Origin of the sequence: Listeria monocytogenes (assembly GCF_041765605.1) — a bacterium.
GTDB classification, from domain to species: domain Bacteria; phylum Bacillota; class Bacilli; order Lactobacillales; family Listeriaceae; genus Listeria; species Listeria monocytogenes_D.
In genome coordinates this window covers 594222-615455 of record NZ_CP168900.1, presented here as the reverse complement: position 1 = coordinate 615455, position 21234 = coordinate 594222, and the positions used below count along the sequence as shown (strand labels likewise).

The window sequence follows — 21234 nt, the reverse complement described above, 5'->3', positions numbered from 1 at the left end:
ATTTACAAAAACACTTTAACGTGCTAATATGCTAATAAACTAAAATATTGTAAAGGAGCTAACCAGATGAACTTAAATAAGAACTTACCAACTGGAACACGTGATAAACTCTTTCGTGAAGCACAAGCTGCATACAAAATTGAGCAACAAGTGAATCATTATTTTGAAAAACGTGGATTTAAACGTATTGAAACACCTGTTATCGAGTTTGAAGATGTCTTTTCTTCTGAACATCAAGCCGATGCGAAGTTATACCGTTTCTTTGACGAAAAAGGTCGTTTGACAGTTCTACGTCCGGACATGACCCTTCCAATTGGTCGAGTTGTGAGTACAACTGGTGTGACGCTCCCTCTAAAACTTTCTTATAGCGGAAAAATTTTCCGTGCCAATGAAGATTTTGGCGGCGAACAAAACGAACAAACGCAAGCTGGAATCGAAATCATTGGCTATCCTTCGATTAAAGCGGAGATTGAATGTATTTTAAGTGGAATCGGGGTTTTAAATGCTCTAGAAATTCCGAATTTTCAAATTGAACTCGGACATGCGGCAATTTATCGGCGTGTTATCCAACTTTTAAATCTCTCCGAAACAGCTGAAATTGATTTTCGCCAACTAATTCAAAATAAAAGCTTAACTGGTATTAAACGATTTGTTGCCAATAATCCAAGTACACTTGACGATTTTATTCTAGCCATACCAAGATTATTCGGCCCAGCGACAGCTATTTTAAGCCAAGCAAAAAATTTAACGACCGACAAAGGAATTTTAACGGCACTGCACGAAATGGAAACCATTGTGGAAGCTGTTTCTTACACAGCAGATATTAGTGTCGATTTAGGACTCGTACAAGATTTTCATTATTATACAGGTATAATTTTTAGAGGATATGCTGACCTTGCTGCTGATAATTTTTTAAGCGGCGGCCGTTACGATCACTTACTAGAACAATTCACCAGCTCTTCCTCCCCAGCAGTTGGTTTGGCTCTTAATCTCGACTCCCTCACAACTCTACAAAACCGCGCTGGCATCATCAAAAAACAAACACCAACAACACTTTTAATCCACTACGACCTTGAAGCACTCCAACAAGCAGAAAAATTCATGCAAGAAACACCAAATAGCGAATTAAGTTTTTTTGAAACAGCATCAAACGCCATCTCTTTTGCAAAAAAATGGCATATTCCCGAAGTCGTTCACGTCTCGAGCCAAGGCATCCAAACTATTTTCCAAAGGGAGGTGGACTGATGAAAGCTCTAAAAATTGCTCTAACGAAAGGTCGACTGGAGAAAGACGCAGTGGCACTTTTGGAAAAAGCTGGGATTGACTGTTCTTCTATGACAGATAAAAAGCGTAAACTAATTTTTCATAGTAGCACTCAACCAATCTCTTTTATTTTAGTAAAAGCGGTCGATGTCATGACTTACGTAAAGCACGGGGTTGCGGATATTGGCATCGTTGGTAAAGACGTTTTAATGGAGGCATCTAAATCCCATTATGAAATGCTCGACCTTGAAATCGGCAAATGCCAGTTCTGCCTTGCTTCTACACCTGACTTTGACCCGAGCAGTTATCGACGAAAAATCATCGCAACCAAGTATCCAACTGTTGCTTCCAAATTTTTCCGTGAAAAAGGCGAAGATGTAGAAATTATCAAAATCGAAGGATCCGTCGAGATTGCTCCAGTGCTTGGTCTTGCTGATGCCATCATCGATATCGTCGAAACTGGCTCCACTTTAAAAGAAAATGGCTTACTTATTTATGAAAAAATGTATCCAATCTCCGCCCGTCTGATTGTCAATAAAGCTTCCTTAAAACAGAACAAAACGCAAATTTTCCAATTAATCGACCAATTAGAACAAGCGATAAAGGAGGAACGCATCGAATGAAAATTTTAACTGGAACTGCAAAAGAGCTATTAAACAAACTCAAAACAGAAACTAATACGAACACTTCCATCCAAGTGGAAACCGAAGTAAAAACGATTATCGAAAAAGTAAAAACAGCTGGCGACCAAGCCCTATTTGATTTCACATCCAAGTTTGACGGCGTAGGGCTCACCGAACTCCGCGTTCCAGCCGCTGACATCCAAGCTGCAAGCGCAAAAGTCGACCCCGCCTTCCTAGAGGCACTCCAACAAGCTAAAGCGAATATTGAAAGTTTCCACAGCAAGCAAAAACAACACGCTTTCCTTGATAACGAAAAAGATGGCGTCATTCGAGGACAATTGATTCGTCCATTAGAAACTGTCGGCGTATACGTTCCCGGTGGTACAGCAGCCTATCCATCATCCGTATTAATGAATGTGTTACCCGCCAAAATTGCCGGAGTAAAACGAATCGTAATGATTACCCCTCCTGGCGAAAATGGTATTAATCCTCACGTTTTAGTCGCGGCTCAACTTGCTGGTGTGGACGAAATTTACCAAGTTGGCGGCGCGCATGGAATCGCAGCTCTTGCTTACGGAACTGAATCTATCCCTAAAGTAGCTAAAATCGTCGGTCCTGGAAATATCTATGTTGCCACTGCCAAACGTGAAGTGTTCGGCCTAGTCGATATCGATATGATAGCCGGTCCATCCGAAATCGTCGTGCTCGCAGATGAAAACGCCAATCCAGCTTTTATCGCCGCCGACTTACTCTCCCAAGCAGAGCATGATATTTTAGCCCGTGCTATCTTAATCACAACTAGTAAAAAAATCGCCGATCAAACTCAGAGCGAAATTAAAAAACAGCTGGAAAATCTACCACGAAAAGCGATTGCTCAGAAATCTATCGAAACACAAGGAAAAATCATTATCACAGCAACCACACAAGAAATGTTCGATATCATGAACGAAATCGCCCCTGAACACCTAGAAGTACAACTTGAAAATCCAATGAACTATCTCCATCAAATTAAAAACGCCGGCTCAATTTTCTTAGGAAGTTATGCATCGGAACCTCTTGGCGACTATTTTGCCGGACCAAATCACGTCTTACCTACAAGTGGCACCGCGAAATTTTTCTCTCCTCTCGGCGTGGAAGATTTCACGAAACGTTCTGCCTTTATTTCTTATACAAAAGAAGCACTCGCAAAAGAAAAAGATGCTATTGTTTTACTTGCCAAAAAAGAAGGTCTAGACGCCCATGCCAAAGCCATTCAAATTCGTTTTGAGGAGGAAAACTAAATGAGAACAGCGACTAAAACCCGTGTTACTGCAGAAACTTCTATTGAACTTTCCATTAACCTAGATTCCCAAACAGAATCAACTATTTCTACTGGAGTCGGATTTTTGGATCACATGCTCACCCTTTTCGCCAAGCATAGCCGAGTAACTTTAAACGTAAAAGCAGACGGCGATACATATGTCGATGCGCATCACACCGTAGAAGACATCGGCATCACACTTGGACTTTGTTTAAAAGAAGCACTTGCTGATAAAGCGAGCATTAATCGTTACGGCTCTTCTTATGTCCCAATGGACGAATCACTTGGTTTTTGTGCTCTAGACTTAAGTGGACGTTCTTATCTTGTATTTGACGCTGAACTCACAAACCCTAAACTGGGCGATTTTGACACAGAATTAGTGGAAGAATTTTTCCAAGCAGTCGCCTTTAATACCGAAATGAACCTCCACCTTCGCGTCCTTTATGGCAAAAACACACACCATAAAATCGAAGCACTTTTCAAAGCATTCGGCCGTGCGCTTCGTGAAGCAATCACGATTAACCCAGAAATTAAAGGCGTAAATTCAACTAAAGGGGTCCTGTAAATGATTGTAATTATTGACTATGATACAGGAAACACGAAGAGCATCAGCAAAGCACTTGATTTCATCGGACTACAAAACAAAATTTCTAGTGATGCAACAGAAATCTCACAGGCTGACGGCGTTATTTTACCAGGAGTTGGCGCTTATCCTGAAGCTATGAAAGAACTCACTCGGCGCGGGCTTGATAAAACTTTAAAAGAAATCGCTGCCACTGGTAAACCAATTCTTGGCGTATGTCTTGGTATGCAACTTTTACTCGAATCCAGTAACGAACATAGCTTCACGAGTGGACTCGGTCTCATTCCCGGTCATGTCGAAAAATTACCAGAAGAGCCCGAATTTGCCGTTCCACATATGGGCTGGAATCAACTACAAATCAAACGTGCCACCCCGCTTACAAAACAACTTGATGGAGAATACGTTTATTACGTTCACTCCTATTACGCCAATTGCCCAGAAGAATACATTATCGCAACAAGTGGCTATTCTATTGAAGTTCCTGGCATGATAAATAACGGCAATATTTACGGCGCCCAGTTCCATCCTGAAAAAAGCGGCCAAATCGGTCTTGAAATTTTAAAAGGATTTAAGGAGGTCACTTATTCATGCAAATCTTCCCAGCAATAGATTTAAAAAATGGACAATGTGTCCGTCTTTTCCAAGGCGACTTTTCTAAAAAAACAGTTGTCAATGAAGACCCGATTGCCCAAGCAAAAGGATTTGCAACAGATGGCGCGACTTACCTGCATATCGTTGACCTTGACGGCGCATTAGAAGGACGCCCCATTAACCTAGAAGTCATCCAAAAAATGAAAACAACAGCCAAAATACCCGTCCAAGTTGGTGGAGGAATTCGTAGCATGGCGCAAGTGGATTATTACCTCGAGTCCGGCATCGACCGCGTGATTATCGGTTCTGCCGCTCTAACAGATCCAGATTTCCTACGTGCGGCAGTTCAAAAATATGGAGCTAAAATCGCAGCAGGCATCGATGCCAAAAACGGCTTGGTCGCAACAAGAGGTTGGCTCGACGTCAGCCAGGTTAACTATTTAGATTTAGCTAAACGAATGGAAAAAGTGGGTGTTGAGACAATCATTTACACTGATATTAGCCGTGATGGCACGCTAACTGGACCTAATTTAGAACAAATGGCTAATCTTAAAGAACACGTTAAAGTTAATTTAATTGCATCTGGTGGAGTGAGCAGTCGCGCAGATTTAGAAGCGCTGGCCAAACTCGGCTTATACGGGGCAATCGCTGGAAAAGCACTTTATAATCGTCAAATTTCCATGTCAGATATTGTAGAGGTGGAACAAATTGCTTACTAAACGAATCATCCCTTGCCTAGACGTCACAGCAGGTCGAGTCGTCAAAGGCGTTAATTTTGTATCATTAACCGATGTAGGTGATCCCGTCGAAATTGCCAAAGCCTATAATGAAGCTGGCGCGGATGAACTCGTCTTCCTTGATATCACCGCAACAGTTGAGTTACGTCAAACAATGATAGATGTTGTGGAACGCACTGCCGAACAAGTTTTTATCCCACTCACAGTCGGTGGAGGAATAAGTAGCGTTTCTGACATGAAAGAACTTCTCCAAGCCGGCGCCGACAAGATTTCACTTAATTCCGCTGCTATCAAACGTCCCGACCTCATCCAAGAAGGCGCCGACAAATTCGGCAATCAGTGTATTGTTGTCGCAATCGATGCTAAATGGAACGGGACAAATTGGAGTGTCTTCACTCGTGGCGGCAGAAATGATACGGGTCTCGATGCCATTACATGGGCAAAAAAAGCAGTCCAACTCGGTGCTGGTGAAATTCTACTAACTAGTATGGACGGTGATGGCACCAAAAACGGCTACGATATCCCGCTCACAAAAGCAATATCAGAAGCCGTTTCCGTTCCAGTCATCGCTTCAGGTGGCTGCGGTAATGCCGCACATATGGCCGAGGTTTTTGAAAAAACAAACGCAACCGCCGCACTCGCCGCAAGTATTTTTCACTACGGCGAACTAAGCATCCAAAACGTCAAAACAACTTTACTCGAAAAAGGAGTGAATATCCGCCCATGATTTCTGTAGATTTTTCTAAAGGTCTTGTCCCAACTATTATCCTAGACGATCAAAATGGCGACGTTTTAATGCTCGCTTATATGAATGAAGAAAGCTACCACAAAACGCTTGAAACCGGCTATACTTGGTTTTTTTCGCGCTCCAGAAATGAACTTTGGAACAAAGGCGCAACAAGCGGACATACTCAAAAAGTGAAACAAATCTGGACTGATTGCGATAACGACACATTACTTATCCGCGTAACCCAAATCGGCCCAGCCTGCCACACCGGCAAAAAAAGCTGCTTTTTCAACCTTATAAAGGAGGACTTTTAAATGTTAAATGACTTATATGAAGAAATTAAACTACGTAAAGAACAACCAAAAGAAGGCTCCTACACGAATTACCTGTTTGATAAAGGACTGGATAAAATCCTCAAAAAAGTTGGCGAGGAAGCAACCGAAGTCGTTATCGCCGCTAAAAATGATAAGCAAGAATTAATCGCCGAAGTATCCGATTTAACATACCATTTACTTGTTCTCTTAGCAGAAAAAAACATTCCATTAGCAGCCATCCAAACGGAGCTTAAAAATCGTGAAGGAAAATTAAGCACTACTCGCGATCGTAAAGAAATTAACGATTTATAAAAACATGACATTTTCGTAACCTTAGGGATTATTATTGTAAGAAAAAGCGCAGGATTATTTCATCCATGTTTTATATACTTATTTACGTGGAGAGCTTTTATTTTTCCCAAAAGAAAGCAGGTAATGTTAGAGCAATAATTCAGTATCCGAATTAGTCTTATCCCTTGGCTCGCTTTAACATTATTACTCCCTAATACTCCCTTAACCGCATCCCCCTGGTGCGGTTATTTTTTTATTACCACCAATTAAAACCTAAGCAAACGTTCTCATTAACTACATTTTAAAAAATTTCAGAAAAATTGGTTTTTATGCTTGAAAATATTCTCAACAATGTGTAAACTAACAACATAGGTAAGAAAAGTTGACCTACTTAACGCAAACAAGCCGATGTTTTTCTTCTTTATAACATTGCATGTATTTGCATCAGGTTTTCTACTTTTCCTTATAGTCAAAATATTTAAACAAGGAGCGATTTTAGTATGGCACAAACATCCACTATCCAAAACGACACGAAGGCAGCCGAAGAATACGCAGCTCGAGTGTTTGAAACAATTAAACAACGGAATCCTGGCGAAACGGAATTCCACCAAGCAGTTGAAGAATTCTTAAACTCTGTTATCCCAGCCCTTGCAAAAGAACCTAAATACGAAGCAAATGGTATTTTAGAACAGTTAACAGAACCCGAACGCCTTATCAGTTTCCGAGTTCCATGGGTGGATGATTCTGGCACAGTACACGTAAATCGCGGTTACCGGGTCCAATTCAATAGCGCAATTGGTCCATATAAAGGTGGTCTTCGTTTCCACCCTTCTGTTACAGGAAGCATCGTCAAATTCCTCGGTTTTGAACAAATCTTCAAGAACTCCCTAACTGGCTTACCAATCGGTGGCGGTAAAGGTGGCTCTGACTTTGATCCAAAAGGAAAATCAGACTCAGAAGTAATGCGTTTCTGCCAAAGTTTTATGACTGAACTACAAAAACATATCGGCCCGGATACAGATGTTCCTGCTGGTGATATCGGAGTTGGCGGTCGTGAAATTGGCTACTTATTCGGTCAATACAAACGTCTTCGCGGCGCTTATGATGCCGGTACAATTACAGGTAAAGGCCTTTCTTACGGCGGAAGTTTAGCTCGTACAGAAGCAACAGGTTACGGTCTTGTTTATTTCACCGTTGAAATGTTAGAAGCAGCTGGTGAAACCATTCGCGGCAAAAAAATCGTCGTTTCTGGTTCAGGTAACGTTGCGATTTATGCAATCGAAAAAGCACACGAATTGGGCGCTAAAGTAGTTGCATGTAGTGATTCTGCTGGTTTTGTTTATGACAAAGAAGGTATCAAAGTTGAAACAGTAAAACAATTAAAAGAAGTAGAACGTAAACGTATTAGCGAATACACAACCATTCATCCATCTGCAGAATATTACGCAGGCGGCGACGTATGGTCCGTTCCATGTGATATCGCACTACCATGTGCAACTCAAAATGAAATCAACGCCGACCAAGCTCGTGCCCTTGTAAAAAATGGTGTTATCGCTGTTGCAGAAGGTGCTAACATGCCTTCTACTCTTGATGCAGTGGATATTTACCACGAAAATAAAGTTCTATTCGGTCCTGCAAAAGCTGCCAATGCTGGTGGTGTTGCCGTATCAGCACTTGAAATGGCACAAAACAGCACACGTATGAGCTGGACTTTCCAAACAGTCGACGAACATTTACAAAACATCATGAAAGATATTTATAAAAATTCAAGCAATGCCGCAAGCGAGTACGGCGCACCTGGTAACCTAGTTATTGGAGCAAATATCGCCGGATTCCTCAAAGTAGCAGACACAATGATTTCTCAAGGTATTATTTAATTCAAAAAGCCCTTCTTTCTATCCGAAAGAAGGGCTTTTTTTGTTATCTCATTAATTTTCGTAAAATAAAGGAAAGTCCAAACCATAGAATCACACTAATAAAAATCGTCACAATCCAACCAAACGTATTATGTTCTAAAGGAAGTGGCATGTTCATTCCAAAGAATCCCGTAATAATAGTAGGAACTGTCAATAAAATGGATAGCGCCGTTAAAATTTTCATCGTATCATTCAAATTATTGTTCAAAATATTATTATACGTACCTGACAATTGCTGTAAGATTTGAGAGCTCAGCCCCGTCATTTCCACCAGTTGCCTCGCTTCAATTAAAGCATCTTCAAATTGTTCCTTTTCCACTTCATTAAGCTCACGATAAATCAGATGGGCTTTCATTTGCTCCAGAAGCGCCGCATTTTGCTTAGATGCCGAAACAAAATAAACAATTCCAGTTTCCAAATCAGATAATGACAATAAATTTTTCTTCGTCGTTTTAATTTTCAATTTGTCATTAATCGTCCTTCTATCCGTATCCATTTCTTCCACATAAGGAAAAAAAGCATCCATAATAAAATACAAACTACTAAATAAAAATTGAAAAATAGTTACGTCATCCGATTCTTTTAAATAACGCTTCATTTTTCGTGTAATATATTGATTGTCATTATTTGTAATTGTTATCAATTGCTTATCTTTTATTATAAAAACCATTGGTATTGTCTCATAATGGTTATCCATTTTCCTTTGATCAGGCACATTAAACACAATGACAAAAGTATTGGACTTTTGATCGTATTCAAAATGCGCACGTTCATTTCTATCAATCGAATAGGCGATTACTTCATCATCAATATGATATTTTTCGTAAAAATCTGCTAGGTTATCTGTACTATCTGTATCAATATTAATCCAATTATATTGGCCGTTTCCAAAAATTGTTTGAATGGACATTTTTTCATCCTACTTTCCATGAGGTCATAAAAAAAGAGAGTCTCATTTTTCAGAGCATCTCTATTTCTACATAATTATAGCACAGAATCTGGGAAATTCTGTGCTACAACTATCTTAAAGGAGTGTTTATTTGAAATAAGCAATTAAGAATATTTCTATGGGGGAAGTAATTTATTTTCAATCAGCTTATTTCAAATGACAATCTCTATGGGATAAGTATATCTTACATTACTTTTATGTCTAAGTCAATACTTTTATTACAAAAATATTTCATAAAAAGCAAAAAGGCTATTTTAACAACAATTTGTAACATTAATGCAATAATCGTGATATTTTTCTATCTTTTCTTTACTATGCTATAATTAACTAGGAAATATCTTATATATAGGAGGAATTGGCATGTCAAAAAATCAAGCAACTGCTTATATCGGTACATATACCAAAGCCGAGAGCCAAGGTATCTATCGCTTAGTAATCGACAAAACTACCGGCGAAATCAAAGAAAATAAATTAGCTGGGAAAATGGACAATCCAACATATCTTAAAATTTCAGATGACGAAAAATTCGTTTATTCTGTAGCAAAAGATGGCGATAAAGGTGGGGTTGCAGCTTTTTCTGTGGAAGAAGACGGTTCGCTTGCTTTCATTAATCAAGATGTTCAAACAGGTAACCCACCATGTTACGTAGATGCCTCTCATGACGGTTCTATCGTTGTATCTGCAAACTATCACTTAGGCACAATCGTAAGCTATCCAACAGAAAACGGTGCATTAAAGTCTTCTGTTTCTACCATTCAACATACTGGTAAAAGTGTTCACGAACGCCAAGAAAAACCACACGCGCACTTTGCAGGATTCACACCAGACCAAAAATACGTTATCACATGTGACCTTGGAACAGACAAAGTAACGACTTATTCCGCTACTGCTGGCAAACTTGAAAAAGTAACTGAGCTAGACGTAAAACCTGGAAGCGGTCCTCGTAACCTAGTCTTCCATCCAAATGCTAAATATGTGTACATCATGACAGAATTAACTTCCGAAGTTATTTTTGCTGAATATGATGAAGCTACTGGCGCATTAAACGTGATTCAAACAATTGCTTCTCTTCCAGAAGGTTTTGACAAAGAAAATAAAGGTAGCGCTATCCATATTTCTCCAGATGGTCGTTTCCTCTATATCTCTAATCGCGGCCAAGATGCCATCGTTAGTTATGCAGTTGCTGAAAACGGCACACTAACACTTGCAGCAACAACACCTGTAGAAGGCGTAGGTCCACGTGACTTCGACCTGAACTACACTGGTGAAATCTTAGTTGCAACAAACGAAAACAGCAATAACGTTACTGTTTTTGGTGTTAACAAAGAAACAGGCGCACTTACATTACTTCAAAAAGATGTAAAAGTTCCTGAACCAGTTTGTATTAAATTCGTAAAATAACTTAAAAAATCCAGAATGGCGTAGAGGCCATTCTGGATTTTTTATACTAAAACTAATTTTCCTGCTTCAATGTAACTTAAATCATTCACTGTCTCAATGGTCCATTCGCCATTTTCAAATCCAAGTCTTGTAACACTTGCATTAGCTAAGTCTGGATTAATTAATGACTTATCAAAGAAAGAAATAATCGTATTGATAGCCATTCCGTGAGAAACAACTAACACGTTGGCATTTTCCGTCTGATTTTCTCTTCTAACAGTGTCTAAAGCATTTTTTAATCTAGCTACCATTACATCCCAATTTTCGGACATACCAGTTTCATCAATTTTCTCTACTGTTTCTGAGACAATTTGATAACCGTCATCGCCAAATTTTTCAAAAGCTTCTTCCATCGACTGGAAACCAAGATGCTCCATCACTTTTCCAAACATAATATCTTCATACTCACCTTCAAATTTACCAAAACCAAACTCACGGAAATCACGTAGTTCATTGATTTCCAAATGCGCCTGCTTGCTTTCACGTAAAATGATGCCCGCCGTCTCAATTGTTCGACCACGATCACTCGTATAAATAGCGTCAAATGGCGTTTCCCGAAGACCACGACCTAAAAACTCTGCTACTTCGATTCCTTCATTTGTTAATGGTGTATCTGACCAGCCTTGCACACGACGGGATGTATTGAACATCGTTTTGCCGTGTCTAACTAAGTACACATTCAGTTTTCCTGTTGTCACTTAAACTCCCCCTTGCGCCTTTTTTCCAGCTTCTACATAAAACATATTCCCAGGTTCTTCAATCGAATATGCTCCATCTTCAAAAATAACTTTTGTCACACTGGCATTTTCGATAATTCTTAAATTTTTACTAGGATCAATCATTTCAATAATGCGATGAATAACCATGCCGTGCGCTACTACTAACACATCTCCACCGCCACGCTTATTAGCATCAGCAAGAATAGTATCGAGTCCCGCAGTTAGTCTTTCTTCAAAAATAGCCGAGTTTTCCGTCATGCCAGTCTCGTCCATTTTGTGCACCGTATCAATGACAATATTGGAATTATTTTCAGAAGTTTTATCATAATAGCTTTCAATAGATTCAAAACCATGCGCCTTTGCTACCATTTTTAAAACAGCTTGATTATATTCCCCTTCAAATTTGCCGAAACCAAATTCACGCATTTCAGCTAATTTTTCCAGTTTTAGATGGTGGTTGTCGCTTTCTTTCATGACAATTCTTGCGGTTTCGATGGCACGTCCTCGGTCACTTGCGTAAGCGGCTACAAAATTAGTCCCTTTTAAGCCACGACCTAAATCATGCGCAACAAGTGCTCCTTCTTCGGTTAACGGCGAGTCAGCCCAGCCTTGTACCCGATCAAGTGTGTTTAAAATCGTCTTTCCATGTCGCGTTAAATAAATAACTACCCTGCTTGATGATTCCATGTATACACTCCTTTAAATTATCACTTCTCCCTTTAATAGTAGCAATCTTAAGAGTTAATGGCAAACTAATTAATTACTAGCACAAAAAAACACTTCCTCCAAATAAGGAGAAAGTGCGCTTAATTCCTTTAATGAACGCCCTTCATATATTTTTTCAAGAATGGCGCGAAAATAAATAATGCTACCGCAAAAGCAATTGCTACAAAACCAGTAATCCCGAAATAAGCAATTTCTGTGTCGGGGTTAAATAATTGCGTTAATTGTGCGTTAAATGATTGTCCCATTGCATCTGATAAAAACCATAAGCTCATCGTTTGTGAAGCAAAAGCTTTTGGCGCTAGTTTGGTCGTCGCAGATAATCCGACTGGCGAGATAAACATTTCACCGAAAATACAGATGAAGAAACTTAGTACTAACCAAAGCGGACTTACAAGCGTTGTTGTGTTTCCGTGCAAGATACCCGGGAGCATCATGACAACGAAAGATAAACCAGCGAAGAATAGTCCAAGCGCAAATTTACGTGGTGTAGATGGTTGTCTGTCGCCAAGCTTTGTCCAAATCCAGGCAAAGATTGGTGAAAGAGTTATTACAAACACTGGATTTAGCGACTGGAAATTGGCTGGATTTAAGTTTAGACCCCAAATAGATAAATCCGTTCTTTCTGCCGCGAAAAGTGCCAATGTGGACGAGCCTTGTTCTTCAATCATCCAAAATAATACTGCGATTAAGAATAACGGTATGTAGGCAGTTAAACGTGATTTTTCGTCCGGCTCGGTTTTCTTGCTAGTCATCATCATAATAAAGTAAGCGAGTGGAACACCAACGCCCATCACCGTTACAGCAAGAATAATTGTATCAATTGTTAAGCTACCTGTAATTAAGCTTAAAACAGCAATTAATAATCCTATCCCTAAAACAATGCCAATTATTTTGAATGTAAGACTTTTTGCTTCTGATCTTTGAAGCGGATTTGGCGCTTTTTTACCAGCGTCTTTTAAGTAACGTTTTCCTGTAAGAACATACACAACAAGTGCAATTGCCATACCAACAGCTGCCACACCAAAACCAGCGTGGTAACTTCCAGCGTTATCAGAAACAGCTGAAACAATTGGTGGCGCAATAAATGCACCTAAGTTGATACCCATGTAGAAAATACTAAAACCAGCATCACGACGATTATCGCCCGCTGGATATAAATCCCCAACAACGTTAGAAACATTCGGTTTAAGCAGTCCGGTTCCAAGAATAATAAACGCCATGGAACCAAATAATGCCGCTGCTCCTCCACTAGGTATTGCAAGGACAATGTGCCCCACCATAATCAGTACGCCGCCGTAGAAAATTGTTTGCCGCGCTCCGAGGACACGGTCAGCAAACCATCCACCAATGACCCCTGACATAAATACGAGTGAACCATAAATAGACATAATTGCTGTTGCAGTAGACTGGCTAAATCCAAGTCCGCCGTCTGCTACTGCAGTATACATATAATAAAGTAATAATGCGCGCATTCCGTAATAGGAGAATCGCTCCCAGAATTCGGTATTAAATAATGTTGCCAGGCCGCGCGGGTGCCCGAAAAACGTTTTTTCCTTTTTGGTACTCAAGAAATTTCGCCTTCTTTCTTTTGTTTTTTATTCAAGTTAGCAAATTTCTTCTCTAATGATTTGCGCAAAATTTTTGTTATCGATTATAAAGCATTTGTATAAATTTGACGAGATACTTCTAGTGTTTGGTCGCCTCGTTCTGAAATATTAGTTAAACCATGGCGTTCTAATTGATCAACAAGTAAATCTACCACTTCTTCGCCAAGCCCATAATCACTAAATCTAGTCCCTGCCCCTAAGCTTTCAAAGAACTCACGTGTTTGAAGAATGGCTGCATCTATTTTTTCTTCATCACTACCATTCAAAATCCCCCATACTCGTTCTGCGTATTGCACTAATTTATCTTTTTTCTCGTTACGACGAACATTTAAAAGAGATGGAAGAACTATCGCTAATGTACGTGCATGGTCAATTCCGTATAGTGCTGTGATTTCGTGACCTAAACTATGGCTTGCCCAGTCTTGTGGAACACCTCTTGACAACGTTCCATTAAGAGCATTTGTAGCTGACCACATAAAAGTCGCGCGTGTATTGTAATCGTGATTATCTTCTTTGATAACATCTGGACCAATTTCGATTAAAGTTTGTAGTAGACTTTCGGCATAACGATCTTGTAGTAAAGCCCCAACTGGATAAGTCATGTATTGTTCCATTACATGCACATATGCATCCATAATGCCATTTGCTAGCTGCCGTTTTGGAAGCGTGTATGTAAGTTCTGGGTCAAGTAAAGAAAAAACTGGGTAAGTATAAGCGCTACCAAAGCCAAGTTTCGCTTTCTTCTCCACAAAAGTAATGACGCCTCCGCTATTCATTTCAGAACCAGTTGCAGGTAAAGTTAATACCGTTCCAAAAGGAAGAGCTTCTGTAATCGGACGTTTTTCACCAATCCCACTACCAAAAATATGGATCGGATCATCGTCAAATAAAGCTCCAGCGGCTACAAATTTCGTACCATCAATAACAGAACCACCACCAACAGCGAGTAGAAAGTCGTAGTTTTCTTCTTTTACTAATTGAATAGCTTTTATTAATGTTTCATATGTAGGATTCGCTTCGATGCCGCCAAACTCACCAACTTCTCTAGTTTTAAGAGCTGCTTTTACTTTATCAAGTGTCCCAAATTTTTTAACACTACCGCCACCGTATAAAATCAATACTTTTTTGTCTTGAGGGATAACTTCATTTAGTTCTTCTAGACGATTTTTACCAAAAATAATATGAGTAGGATTATAATAATCAAAATTCAAGATTTCTTTTTGCATTTCAAGTCCTTCTTTCTGTTTACATTTTTACATAGCATATTTAATAATACACTTTTTTAAGAAAAATTAAACCTTTATCCATAATTCGCCCTATATATATGAAAAAATTACACATTATCTAACTTCTATATGCATTAATAGTGATTTTCTATACAAAAGCGCTACTTTACGATAAAATGAAGAGGAAGAAGAATGGAGTGAAGAACATGTTGATAAAAAACCTTTGTATCCCTAAAATAAATTTAACAACCGTCCCAGGAGATGCAACTTTACAAGAGGCTATCCATTTACTAGAAGAATCTGGTTATCGCTGTGTTCCTGTATTAGACGAAAAAGGCGAAAAATTCTTAGGTAACATCTATAAAATGCATATTTACAAACATGCGGCTAATGGTGGAAGCCTTAGCGATCCAGTAATGAGTTTAATTAAAAATGCAACGAAGCACATTTGTGTTAATGCATCTTTCTTTGAAGTATTCTTTACTATTAAAGAGCTTCCATATATTGCTGTTTTAAATGAACAAGGTAACTTTTATGGTATTTTAACGCACGGGAAATTACTTGGTTTGCTTCAAGATGGTTGGAATGTGAAAACAACTAGCTACGTACTTACGATTGCAACAGGTGAAGTTCAAGGCGCTTTAACTAAAATCACTAAAATTATCGATCGTTATTCGAGCATCGCAAGTTTGATTACATTAGACAATCAAACGGAAGATTTCATTCGCCGCGTACTTGTTTCCTTACCAGTTGGCGTAACGGAAGAGAAGAAAAACGAAATTGTTTCTCACTTAGAACGCAAAGGGCTTCGTGTCGTAGAAACTGAAAAAATCGAAAAATAATAAAAACAGCTTGAAAACGAGGTAACTTCTCATTTTTCAAGCTGTTTTTTTGTTGCGCTTATTCTTCGTCTTGTTGTTTTTTCTTTGCTGCTCGTTTCCCGATAGAGTAAGTTGCGATAATAAGCAGAATGAAGAGCAGTAATCCGCCCGCAATATACATCCACGTATAATCTTTCTCTAGTCCTAATGCTTTTTCATTAGCTTTTTTTGCTTCATCTGATGAAATAGTAAATTCTCTCGTCCACTCCCATTTATCGTCTTTATTTTTAGCAACTAAATGTAATTTATATTTACCTGGTTTTAACTCTTGATTTTCCCAGTCCACGCTGTAATTAAAATTGGAATTTGGCGCCATTGATAAATCTGTGCGCTTTGATTCATGTAAAACTTTTTCGCTGCCTTTCTTATATATTTTGGCATCCACGGCCAGTCCACCAACTAAGGTCGCTTTTGTATTTTGCAAATTCATTTCGACTACATTTCGGTAATTCCGGGTTGCTGGTTTAATTTGATTTAATTCTAGTTCTGGCTTTACGACAGTCGCTTTTTCAGTTAATTTCACGCCAATGACGTAAGCATATTCATTTTTGATTTGAACATCGTTTTCGCTGGATTCTTTTTCCTTTTCCTCTGCTTTCTTTTCTTTAAAATGTAATCCGCCTAAAATAATTCCATCATAGTTTTCTTCTGGCATTTGGATAGTTACCGACCAAGTTTTAGTTTCATTTGGTTCAAGTGTAATCTCGGAGTCACTTAATTCTGTAATATCTGCAAAGGGATATTTGAGCGTTTCGTCCGGTTTTGTTTTTGGTATCGAGTAATCAACGTACCCCATCTCATTGGTAATAGCTGTATTGGCAACACAATTGATTGTCATTTTTTCTTTACTTTGATTGGTAATTTCGACATTTAATTTTTGCTTCTGCTTGGGTTCCATTTGCAAATCAAAATATGTAGCTTTTGATACCTGATTATCTGGAAGAATTGCTTTTACGGAAAAACTATTACTTTCTGCTGCTTCTGCATGTTGATTTGGCAAACAAATAATAGCAATTGTACAGGCAAAGATGATAGCGAATATTTTTTTCAAGTCTCTCTTTCCTCCTAATTCCTCAATTTAAAAAGAGAAAACAACATCGGAAAATGCAGTTTTCTCTTTTTGAAAAATGTTAGACTGTTGGTGTATCACTTAAAGTCCAAGTTAATGTACTTTGATAAGTGCCATCCGCTACAGCCACGTTTTTAGGAATAGATAATTTCGGTTTAGAAGTTTCTGTTGCAGATACTTCTGCTGAACCAAAGCTATCATTCCAAGTTCCCATACCTTGGTCATCATTATAATTTGTTGGTGTAGCTGTTTGCATATCTTTAGCTGCCATTACAGGAACTGCTGCTCCACCAGTCATGGAAATTGTTACATTATCATATCCAGTTGGTGCTTGGGCAGTAGAATCTTTTGAACTAACAATAGATTTTGGAATAGTTAGCTCAGCACCAGCAATTTTTTTTGCAGGTGTAGAAGAATCTTTAAACTCACTACCAGTTACAGAGAGCGTCCAACCGTTATTTGAACCACGTAAATCACTAACTTGTGCAAAAGGAGTTACATCTTTAATTACAGAAACTTCTCCTGGTAAGTCTTGTGTACCATTTCCGTTAGTGTCTACATAAGTAGTAATCTTTGAATCTTTACTGTGGACATTGATTGCACCTTTAGATAATTGTGATGAATCAAGTGTTCCAAAATCCCAATTAGATACTGCTAAAATCCAAAGACCGTCACTACCTGTTGGCGGATTAGTTGGATCTGGAACAACTGGATCAGGACCAATTGGATCTGGATCTACTGGAACTGGATCTGGTGTTGTGCTTTTATCAAATTTTACTATCCCTTTTGAATCTTGTGTTACGGAAGTTGCTGCTGAAGCAAAATCTCCAGAAAGTACTGGTGCTACAATCAATCCTAGTGCTAATAAACTTGCTGTTGTTAATTTTACTGTTCTACTTGTCATTATTATTCTCCTCTTTCTGTTATCCTTTTTTTGTCGTGCCGAGCTTTTAAATCGTTTCCCTCACCTCCTTAAAATTTTTTTACTTGCAAATAAAACTAGACTTATACCGGCAAAAATAAGTGGCAAATCGCCCGCCTCTCCCGTTTTTGGAAGCTTTTTCGAAAACTTTGTAGGATAGGTTCCTGTCCTATCATCTGTTCCAGTTTTGACTTTACTAGGCTTTTCTTTCATTACAACGCCTGCTTTACTAGTCGCTGTATCTGCCTTTTTTGCTTCTACATAAAATGGTGTTGCACATAAGAATAAACAACAAAATATAATGAATCCTATTTTTTTCAAATCGAATTGCTCCTTTTAGTTAAGGCCTAGGCGCATCTTCTAGAGTCCACGTAACCTTAGATTCATAAGCATCTCCCACCAAAGCATCATTAGGCTGAATTTCTATTGTTAAACTCTCTTCTAAGTCAAAAATAGTAGAAACAAAGCCTGTTTCTGTAGGAGTTGCTTGTTTTTGTTCAATAGGCTGATTTTCATTGCTTAAGTAAACGGGGTTGCTCCCTGGAGATTTACTTTGATACTTGAGCGAACTTTGAATGATATCTCCGCTACTATTTGTGAATGTTGTCATTGCCCCTGTTATCGTCCAGCCTTGCTTTAATTTCCTTCTATCTATAACCTTTAAATCTACCTCTCCATCTGCTCCGTAGCATTTCAACGTTTGTTTTCTATTTAAAATGGGCACTGATTCTAAATCTTTATCTACACCCATCCTAAATTCACTAGGAATATGTAGCTCCATACTCTCTCTAACATGTACAACTACGGTTACAGGGATTGCTGTTTGAGAAGCTGGTGGATTTCCGGGAGAGGACAGCGTTACAACATAATCGCCAACTTTCGTAAAGTCTACCACTTCCTCAAAATCATCCACTAATGAACCTACACCAGTCAAAGTGGCATTCACATCTAATCTAAATTGATTAGCATCCACAGTTTCACCAACTAAATAGGTATATTCTTCCTCTGCAGTTATGATAGGTGGCTTCGGTTGAAATATAACCTCTACATTGACAGACTCGCCTCCATCAATGTTAGAAGCTTCGATAGTAACTACATACTTGGTAGGCTCTTTTGAACTCGGTATTGCGTCATTAAAATTAGTTGTGATTTTTGATGGTTGATCTACGACGACTTTTGCATCTTTTAGCAATTGTTCCTCTGTGAGTGGCGTGTCTATATCATAAATAAGTTGTTTTTCATAGGAGATAATCTTTGGAGCCACTATATATACTAGCGGTTGGAAAAATCTTCCTGAATAAACTACCCGTCCATTATTATCCTTAATTGAACTAACATCATCCCATCCATAATTAACTCCCTCTGTAATCCCCCCTTCTTTTAAACCAATGGTTGGCTTGATTTCTATTATCTCTTGCTTCCAAGTAATCATCGAGGTTGCATCATCCATTTTCGCAGTTGGATAAAACGTAGTCATAGGAATTGATTTTGATACACCTATAATCTCTTCCGGTTTTACGGTAAAATCGTATTTTGCAGAGATTTCGATTGGTTCTAAGTATATTCTTTGATTGGCACAATTAATTTCTACTAAATTTGGCAGAGAATGATCTTTAAAACTCGATAAATCAGAAATATAATTACTAGTAAAATGAATATATCTCAGACTAGCACTAGTATACTTAACCATTGGCTCGATATTTGAAATATCGTTATTATCAAGTATGATTTCGTCTATATTAGGAAATTTGTTTGGCAGACTTGCAAATGGAGATAAATCACTAATTTTATTCTTGGATAGATTTAGAAAGACTAACTTTGGTGCATTCATTTTTAAAATCGGTGAGACATCCGTAATTCCTGCTCTTGTAAGAGTTAGCTCTTCTAATTTTGGATATCCATTTGGTGCTTTTAATAAAGCTGATATCCCTTGCAAATTATCATCTGACCGAATGTTTATAGTCTTTAGATTAGTCATATACTGTATACCTTCTATATTTTTTATAATGACTGAAGATAAATCAGTAAAAAAAGATAAATTATCTAAATCTGCTTGGGTAATAACGTCAGTCACAACCCAATCATTTTTATACTTGATTTGAATATTTAAGTTTCGAACTAAGGATTCTGCCATTACCGGATCCGGAAACAAATCTACTATCCTACTATTCGCGGGTATGGTTAAAGAGTTAGCTTTCAGTTTGCTAGGCTCCGGCTCCTTCAGCGGTTGTTTCGTTGTACTCTCTTCTGTTTTTTGGGGTTCTGATACTGTTTCTTTTGTTGGAGTCTCTGGTATCGTTTCTTTTGTTGGAGTTTCTGATACCGTTTCTTTATTTTCTGGAGTTTCCTTTATGGCTTCCTCTATTACAGGCTCCACTGGTTGTTCAGGCACTACACTTTTTTCCGCCTCTATAGCTTTCGAATAGACCGGTACAATAAGCGCAAAAATCAAAACAAAAACTAGAACTATCTTCCAATTTATTTTCATTGTATTTTAAAATCTCCTTTTTAAATGCTAGTTAGCTGTTTTTCATAGTGTTTCGCTACCTTTTTTTGAACTATAAAAGTTTTTTTATGCTGCTTCAAAATTTCTTGTTCTAATAGGCGAATACGTTGTCTGTAAAAAGCTGCTTTTGATAATGTACTGTACTCAATTAAAATTTTGATTGTAACTTCTGGTGGCAATAAAATATTTCCATTTTCATCTTTTTTACCAATAAGTATTCCTAAATACTTTATTGCATAATATAATTTTTCATGGTGATTTTTGCCATTGAGTAAAGCTCTATAATATAAATGACATCCAATCTTTTTTAAAAAGAAATATTGAAAGCCAAAGTTTTCTGGAAATAACGATAAAGCATATTCAATGTCTTCTTTTTTATACTCATACACTACGCAATCATCTGAAAGCGCAATATTTGTTACAAGTGGTGGCAATTCTTCTAATATGGAATAACTTAAGAAAACACCTGGCTCAAAAACAGACAAAAGTTTTCCAGGTGACTCGCAAGTGTAACTACTTATGTAACCATGTATTAATAAAATGACACTATTGGGTTCCGTAGAATTAGTCATAATATTTTCACCGCATTTTAATTTGCGTTTTTTGTGTTTAATACCGTAATTTTTCATCATGCTAACAAATTCTTTGTAAGTAAATAGTTGTTCCACTAAAAATCCACTCCTATTCTAAGATGAACGATTAAGTAGTATATTGCTAGGTTTGCCAAGGACTAAACTAATACTACCATGCTTGAATTAGGATATTTTCTCCATGGAGAAGGAATTACATACTCTTTGCTAATTTATTTTTAAGAATGCTTGCAAAATTACTCGTAAATCACGAA

General features: G+C 38.2%; 21 protein-coding genes and 1 pseudogene. 12 read left to right on the top strand and 10 right to left on the bottom strand.

The window, feature by feature from the left end:
- Nucleotides 1–66 precede the first annotated feature (66 nt).
- The 10 genes from AB2Q86_RS03045 (at nucleotide 67) to gdhA (ending at nucleotide 8306) form a co-directional block, all read left to right on the top strand.
- On the top strand, nucleotides 67–1245 hold the full coding sequence (locus tag AB2Q86_RS03045; protein WP_003729310.1) for an ATP phosphoribosyltransferase regulatory subunit: 1179 nt from the start codon (nucleotides 67–69) through the stop codon (nucleotides 1243–1245).
- Nucleotides 1245–1886, top strand: coding sequence for an ATP phosphoribosyltransferase (gene hisG, locus AB2Q86_RS03040; RefSeq protein ID WP_003729309.1), 642 nt, complete (start codon nucleotides 1245–1247; stop codon nucleotides 1884–1886). The genes AB2Q86_RS03045 and hisG overlap by 1 nt, the downstream gene beginning before the upstream one ends.
- The gene (hisD, locus tag AB2Q86_RS03035; RefSeq protein ID WP_012581847.1) at nucleotides 1883–3166 is read left to right on the top strand and encodes a histidinol dehydrogenase; all 1284 of its coding nucleotides are present in this window, start codon (nucleotides 1883–1885) and stop codon (nucleotides 3164–3166) included. Before hisG ends, hisD begins: the two co-directional genes overlap by 4 nt.
- Nucleotides 3167–3751 (top strand): imidazoleglycerol-phosphate dehydratase HisB, encoded by a 585-nt coding sequence (hisB, locus tag AB2Q86_RS03030; RefSeq protein ID WP_003729307.1) that lies wholly within the window; start codon nucleotides 3167–3169, stop codon nucleotides 3749–3751.
- On the top strand, nucleotides 3752–4378 hold the full coding sequence (gene hisH / locus AB2Q86_RS03025; protein ID WP_012581848.1) for an imidazole glycerol phosphate synthase subunit HisH: 627 nt from the start codon (nucleotides 3752–3754) through the stop codon (nucleotides 4376–4378).
- Nucleotides 4357–5079: a 1-(5-phosphoribosyl)-5-[(5-phosphoribosylamino)methylideneamino]imidazole-4-carboxamide isomerase gene (gene hisA, locus AB2Q86_RS03020; protein WP_012581849.1), complete on the top strand. Its 723-nt coding sequence runs from the start codon at nucleotides 4357–4359 to the stop codon at nucleotides 5077–5079. The genes hisH and hisA overlap by 22 nt, the downstream gene beginning before the upstream one ends.
- Nucleotides 5069–5824, top strand: a complete 756-nt coding sequence (gene hisF, locus AB2Q86_RS03015) for an imidazole glycerol phosphate synthase subunit HisF (RefSeq protein WP_003729304.1) — start codon at nucleotides 5069–5071, stop codon at nucleotides 5822–5824. The genes hisA and hisF overlap by 11 nt, the downstream gene beginning before the upstream one ends.
- Nucleotides 5821–6138 carry a phosphoribosyl-AMP cyclohydrolase gene (hisI, locus tag AB2Q86_RS03010; protein WP_012581851.1) on the top strand — a complete coding sequence of 106 codons (318 nt, stop codon included), beginning with the start codon at nucleotides 5821–5823 and terminating at the stop codon, nucleotides 6136–6138. Before hisF ends, hisI begins: the two co-directional genes overlap by 4 nt.
- Entirely contained in the window at nucleotides 6139–6450 is a 312-nt protein-coding gene (gene hisE / locus AB2Q86_RS03005) for a phosphoribosyl-ATP diphosphatase (protein ID WP_012581852.1), read from the top strand. It abuts the gene before it with no gap.
- A 479-nt stretch (nucleotides 6451–6929) separates the two neighbouring features.
- A complete protein-coding gene (gene gdhA, locus AB2Q86_RS03000; protein WP_003721354.1) occupies nucleotides 6930–8306 on the top strand; it encodes an NADP-specific glutamate dehydrogenase in 1377 nt (458 codons plus the stop codon).
- Nucleotides 8307–8349: 43 nt separating this feature from the next.
- Here the strand turns inward: gdhA and AB2Q86_RS02995 are convergent, their stop codons facing one another.
- Nucleotides 8350–9255 carry a magnesium transporter CorA family protein gene (locus AB2Q86_RS02995; protein WP_012581853.1) on the bottom strand — a complete coding sequence of 302 codons (906 nt, stop codon included), beginning with the start codon at nucleotides 9253–9255 and terminating at the stop codon, nucleotides 8350–8352.
- A 399-nt stretch (nucleotides 9256–9654) separates the two neighbouring features.
- On the opposite strand from AB2Q86_RS02995, the gene AB2Q86_RS02990 reads away from it, so the two are divergent.
- Nucleotides 9655–10695: a lactonase family protein gene (locus AB2Q86_RS02990; protein WP_012581854.1), complete on the top strand. Its 1041-nt coding sequence runs from the start codon at nucleotides 9655–9657 to the stop codon at nucleotides 10693–10695.
- Between the two features lie 41 nt (nucleotides 10696–10736).
- Here AB2Q86_RS02990 and AB2Q86_RS02985 read toward each other — a convergent pair whose 3' ends face one another.
- The 4 genes from AB2Q86_RS02985 to AB2Q86_RS02970 all read right to left on the bottom strand — a co-directional run bounded on the left by AB2Q86_RS02985 (nucleotide 10737) and on the right by AB2Q86_RS02970 (nucleotide 15012).
- Nucleotides 10737–11432 carry a histidine phosphatase family protein gene (locus tag AB2Q86_RS02985; RefSeq protein ID WP_003729299.1) on the bottom strand — a complete coding sequence of 232 codons (696 nt, stop codon included), beginning with the start codon at nucleotides 11430–11432 and terminating at the stop codon, nucleotides 10737–10739.
- Complete coding sequence (locus AB2Q86_RS02980) at nucleotides 11433–12140, bottom strand: histidine phosphatase family protein (protein WP_003727276.1); 708 nt, start codon at nucleotides 12138–12140, stop codon at nucleotides 11433–11435.
- Between the two features lie 128 nt (nucleotides 12141–12268).
- The gene (locus AB2Q86_RS02975) at nucleotides 12269–13747 is read right to left on the bottom strand and encodes a peptide MFS transporter (RefSeq protein ID WP_014589012.1); all 1479 of its coding nucleotides are present in this window, start codon (nucleotides 13745–13747) and stop codon (nucleotides 12269–12271) included.
- 83 nt (nucleotides 13748–13830) lie between these two features.
- Nucleotides 13831–15012 carry an iron-containing alcohol dehydrogenase gene (locus AB2Q86_RS02970; RefSeq protein WP_012581856.1) on the bottom strand — a complete coding sequence of 394 codons (1182 nt, stop codon included), beginning with the start codon at nucleotides 15010–15012 and terminating at the stop codon, nucleotides 13831–13833.
- A 206-nt stretch (nucleotides 15013–15218) separates the two neighbouring features.
- On the opposite strand from AB2Q86_RS02970, the gene cbpA reads away from it, so the two are divergent.
- The gene (gene cbpA, locus AB2Q86_RS02965; protein ID WP_003730209.1) at nucleotides 15219–15854 is read left to right on the top strand and encodes a cyclic di-AMP binding protein CbpA; all 636 of its coding nucleotides are present in this window, start codon (nucleotides 15219–15221) and stop codon (nucleotides 15852–15854) included.
- 58 nt (nucleotides 15855–15912) lie between these two features.
- Here cbpA and AB2Q86_RS02960 read toward each other — a convergent pair whose 3' ends face one another.
- From AB2Q86_RS02960 to AB2Q86_RS02940, 5 genes and pseudogenes are all read right to left on the bottom strand, one after another.
- The gene (locus AB2Q86_RS02960) at nucleotides 15913–16944 is read right to left on the bottom strand and encodes a DUF916 and DUF3324 domain-containing protein (RefSeq protein WP_012581857.1); all 1032 of its coding nucleotides are present in this window, start codon (nucleotides 16942–16944) and stop codon (nucleotides 15913–15915) included.
- Between the two features lie 79 nt (nucleotides 16945–17023).
- Nucleotides 17024–17866, bottom strand: coding sequence for a WxL domain-containing protein (locus AB2Q86_RS02955; protein ID WP_012581858.1), 843 nt, complete (start codon nucleotides 17864–17866; stop codon nucleotides 17024–17026).
- A gap of 46 nt (nucleotides 17867–17912) precedes the next feature.
- Nucleotides 17913–18205 (bottom strand): annotated as a pseudogene (locus AB2Q86_RS02950) (LPXTG cell wall anchor domain-containing protein).
- Nucleotides 18206–18224: 19 nt separating this feature from the next.
- Nucleotides 18225–20372, bottom strand: coding sequence for a LapB repeat-containing protein (locus AB2Q86_RS02945; protein WP_012581860.1), 2148 nt, complete (start codon nucleotides 20370–20372; stop codon nucleotides 18225–18227).
- Between the two features lie 20 nt (nucleotides 20373–20392).
- Nucleotides 20393–21058, bottom strand: a complete 666-nt coding sequence (locus tag AB2Q86_RS02940; RefSeq protein ID WP_014589011.1) for a Crp/Fnr family transcriptional regulator — start codon at nucleotides 21056–21058, stop codon at nucleotides 20393–20395.
- Nucleotides 21059–21234: the final 176 nt, after the last annotated feature.

Excerpts from the sequence above, each read along its gene's own strand:
- AB2Q86_RS03045 (WP_003729310.1), top strand. The coding sequence starts at position 67 with ATGAACTTAAATAAGAACTTACCAACTGGAACACGTGATAAACTCTTT.
- hisG (WP_003729309.1), top strand. The coding sequence starts at position 1,245 with ATGAAAGCTCTAAAAATTGCTCTAACGAAAGGTCGACTGGAGAAAGAC.
- hisD (WP_012581847.1), top strand. The coding sequence starts at position 1,883 with ATGAAAATTTTAACTGGAACTGCAAAAGAGCTATTAAACAAACTCAAA.
- hisB (WP_003729307.1), top strand. The coding sequence starts at position 3,167 with ATGAGAACAGCGACTAAAACCCGTGTTACTGCAGAAACTTCTATTGAA.
- hisH (WP_012581848.1), top strand. The coding sequence starts at position 3,752 with ATGATTGTAATTATTGACTATGATACAGGAAACACGAAGAGCATCAGC.
- hisA (WP_012581849.1), top strand. The coding sequence starts at position 4,357 with ATGCAAATCTTCCCAGCAATAGATTTAAAAAATGGACAATGTGTCCGT.
- hisI (WP_012581851.1), top strand. The coding sequence starts at position 5,821 with ATGATTTCTGTAGATTTTTCTAAAGGTCTTGTCCCAACTATTATCCTA.
- hisE (WP_012581852.1), top strand. The coding sequence starts at position 6,139 with ATGTTAAATGACTTATATGAAGAAATTAAACTACGTAAAGAACAACCA.
- gdhA (WP_003721354.1), top strand. The coding sequence starts at position 6,930 with ATGGCACAAACATCCACTATCCAAAACGACACGAAGGCAGCCGAAGAA.
- AB2Q86_RS02995 (WP_012581853.1), bottom strand. The coding sequence starts at position 9,255 with ATGTCCATTCAAACAATTTTTGGAAACGGCCAATATAATTGGATTAAT.
- AB2Q86_RS02990 (WP_012581854.1), top strand. The coding sequence starts at position 9,655 with ATGTCAAAAAATCAAGCAACTGCTTATATCGGTACATATACCAAAGCC.
- AB2Q86_RS02980 (WP_003727276.1), bottom strand. The coding sequence starts at position 12,140 with ATGGAATCATCAAGCAGGGTAGTTATTTATTTAACGCGACATGGAAAG.
- AB2Q86_RS02970 (WP_012581856.1), bottom strand. The coding sequence starts at position 15,012 with ATGCAAAAAGAAATCTTGAATTTTGATTATTATAATCCTACTCATATT.
- cbpA (WP_003730209.1), top strand. The coding sequence starts at position 15,219 with ATGTTGATAAAAAACCTTTGTATCCCTAAAATAAATTTAACAACCGTC.
- AB2Q86_RS02955 (WP_012581858.1), bottom strand. The coding sequence starts at position 17,866 with ATGACAAGTAGAACAGTAAAATTAACAACAGCAAGTTTATTAGCACTA.
- AB2Q86_RS02945 (WP_012581860.1), bottom strand. The coding sequence starts at position 20,372 with ATGAAAATAAATTGGAAGATAGTTCTAGTTTTTGTTTTGATTTTTGCG.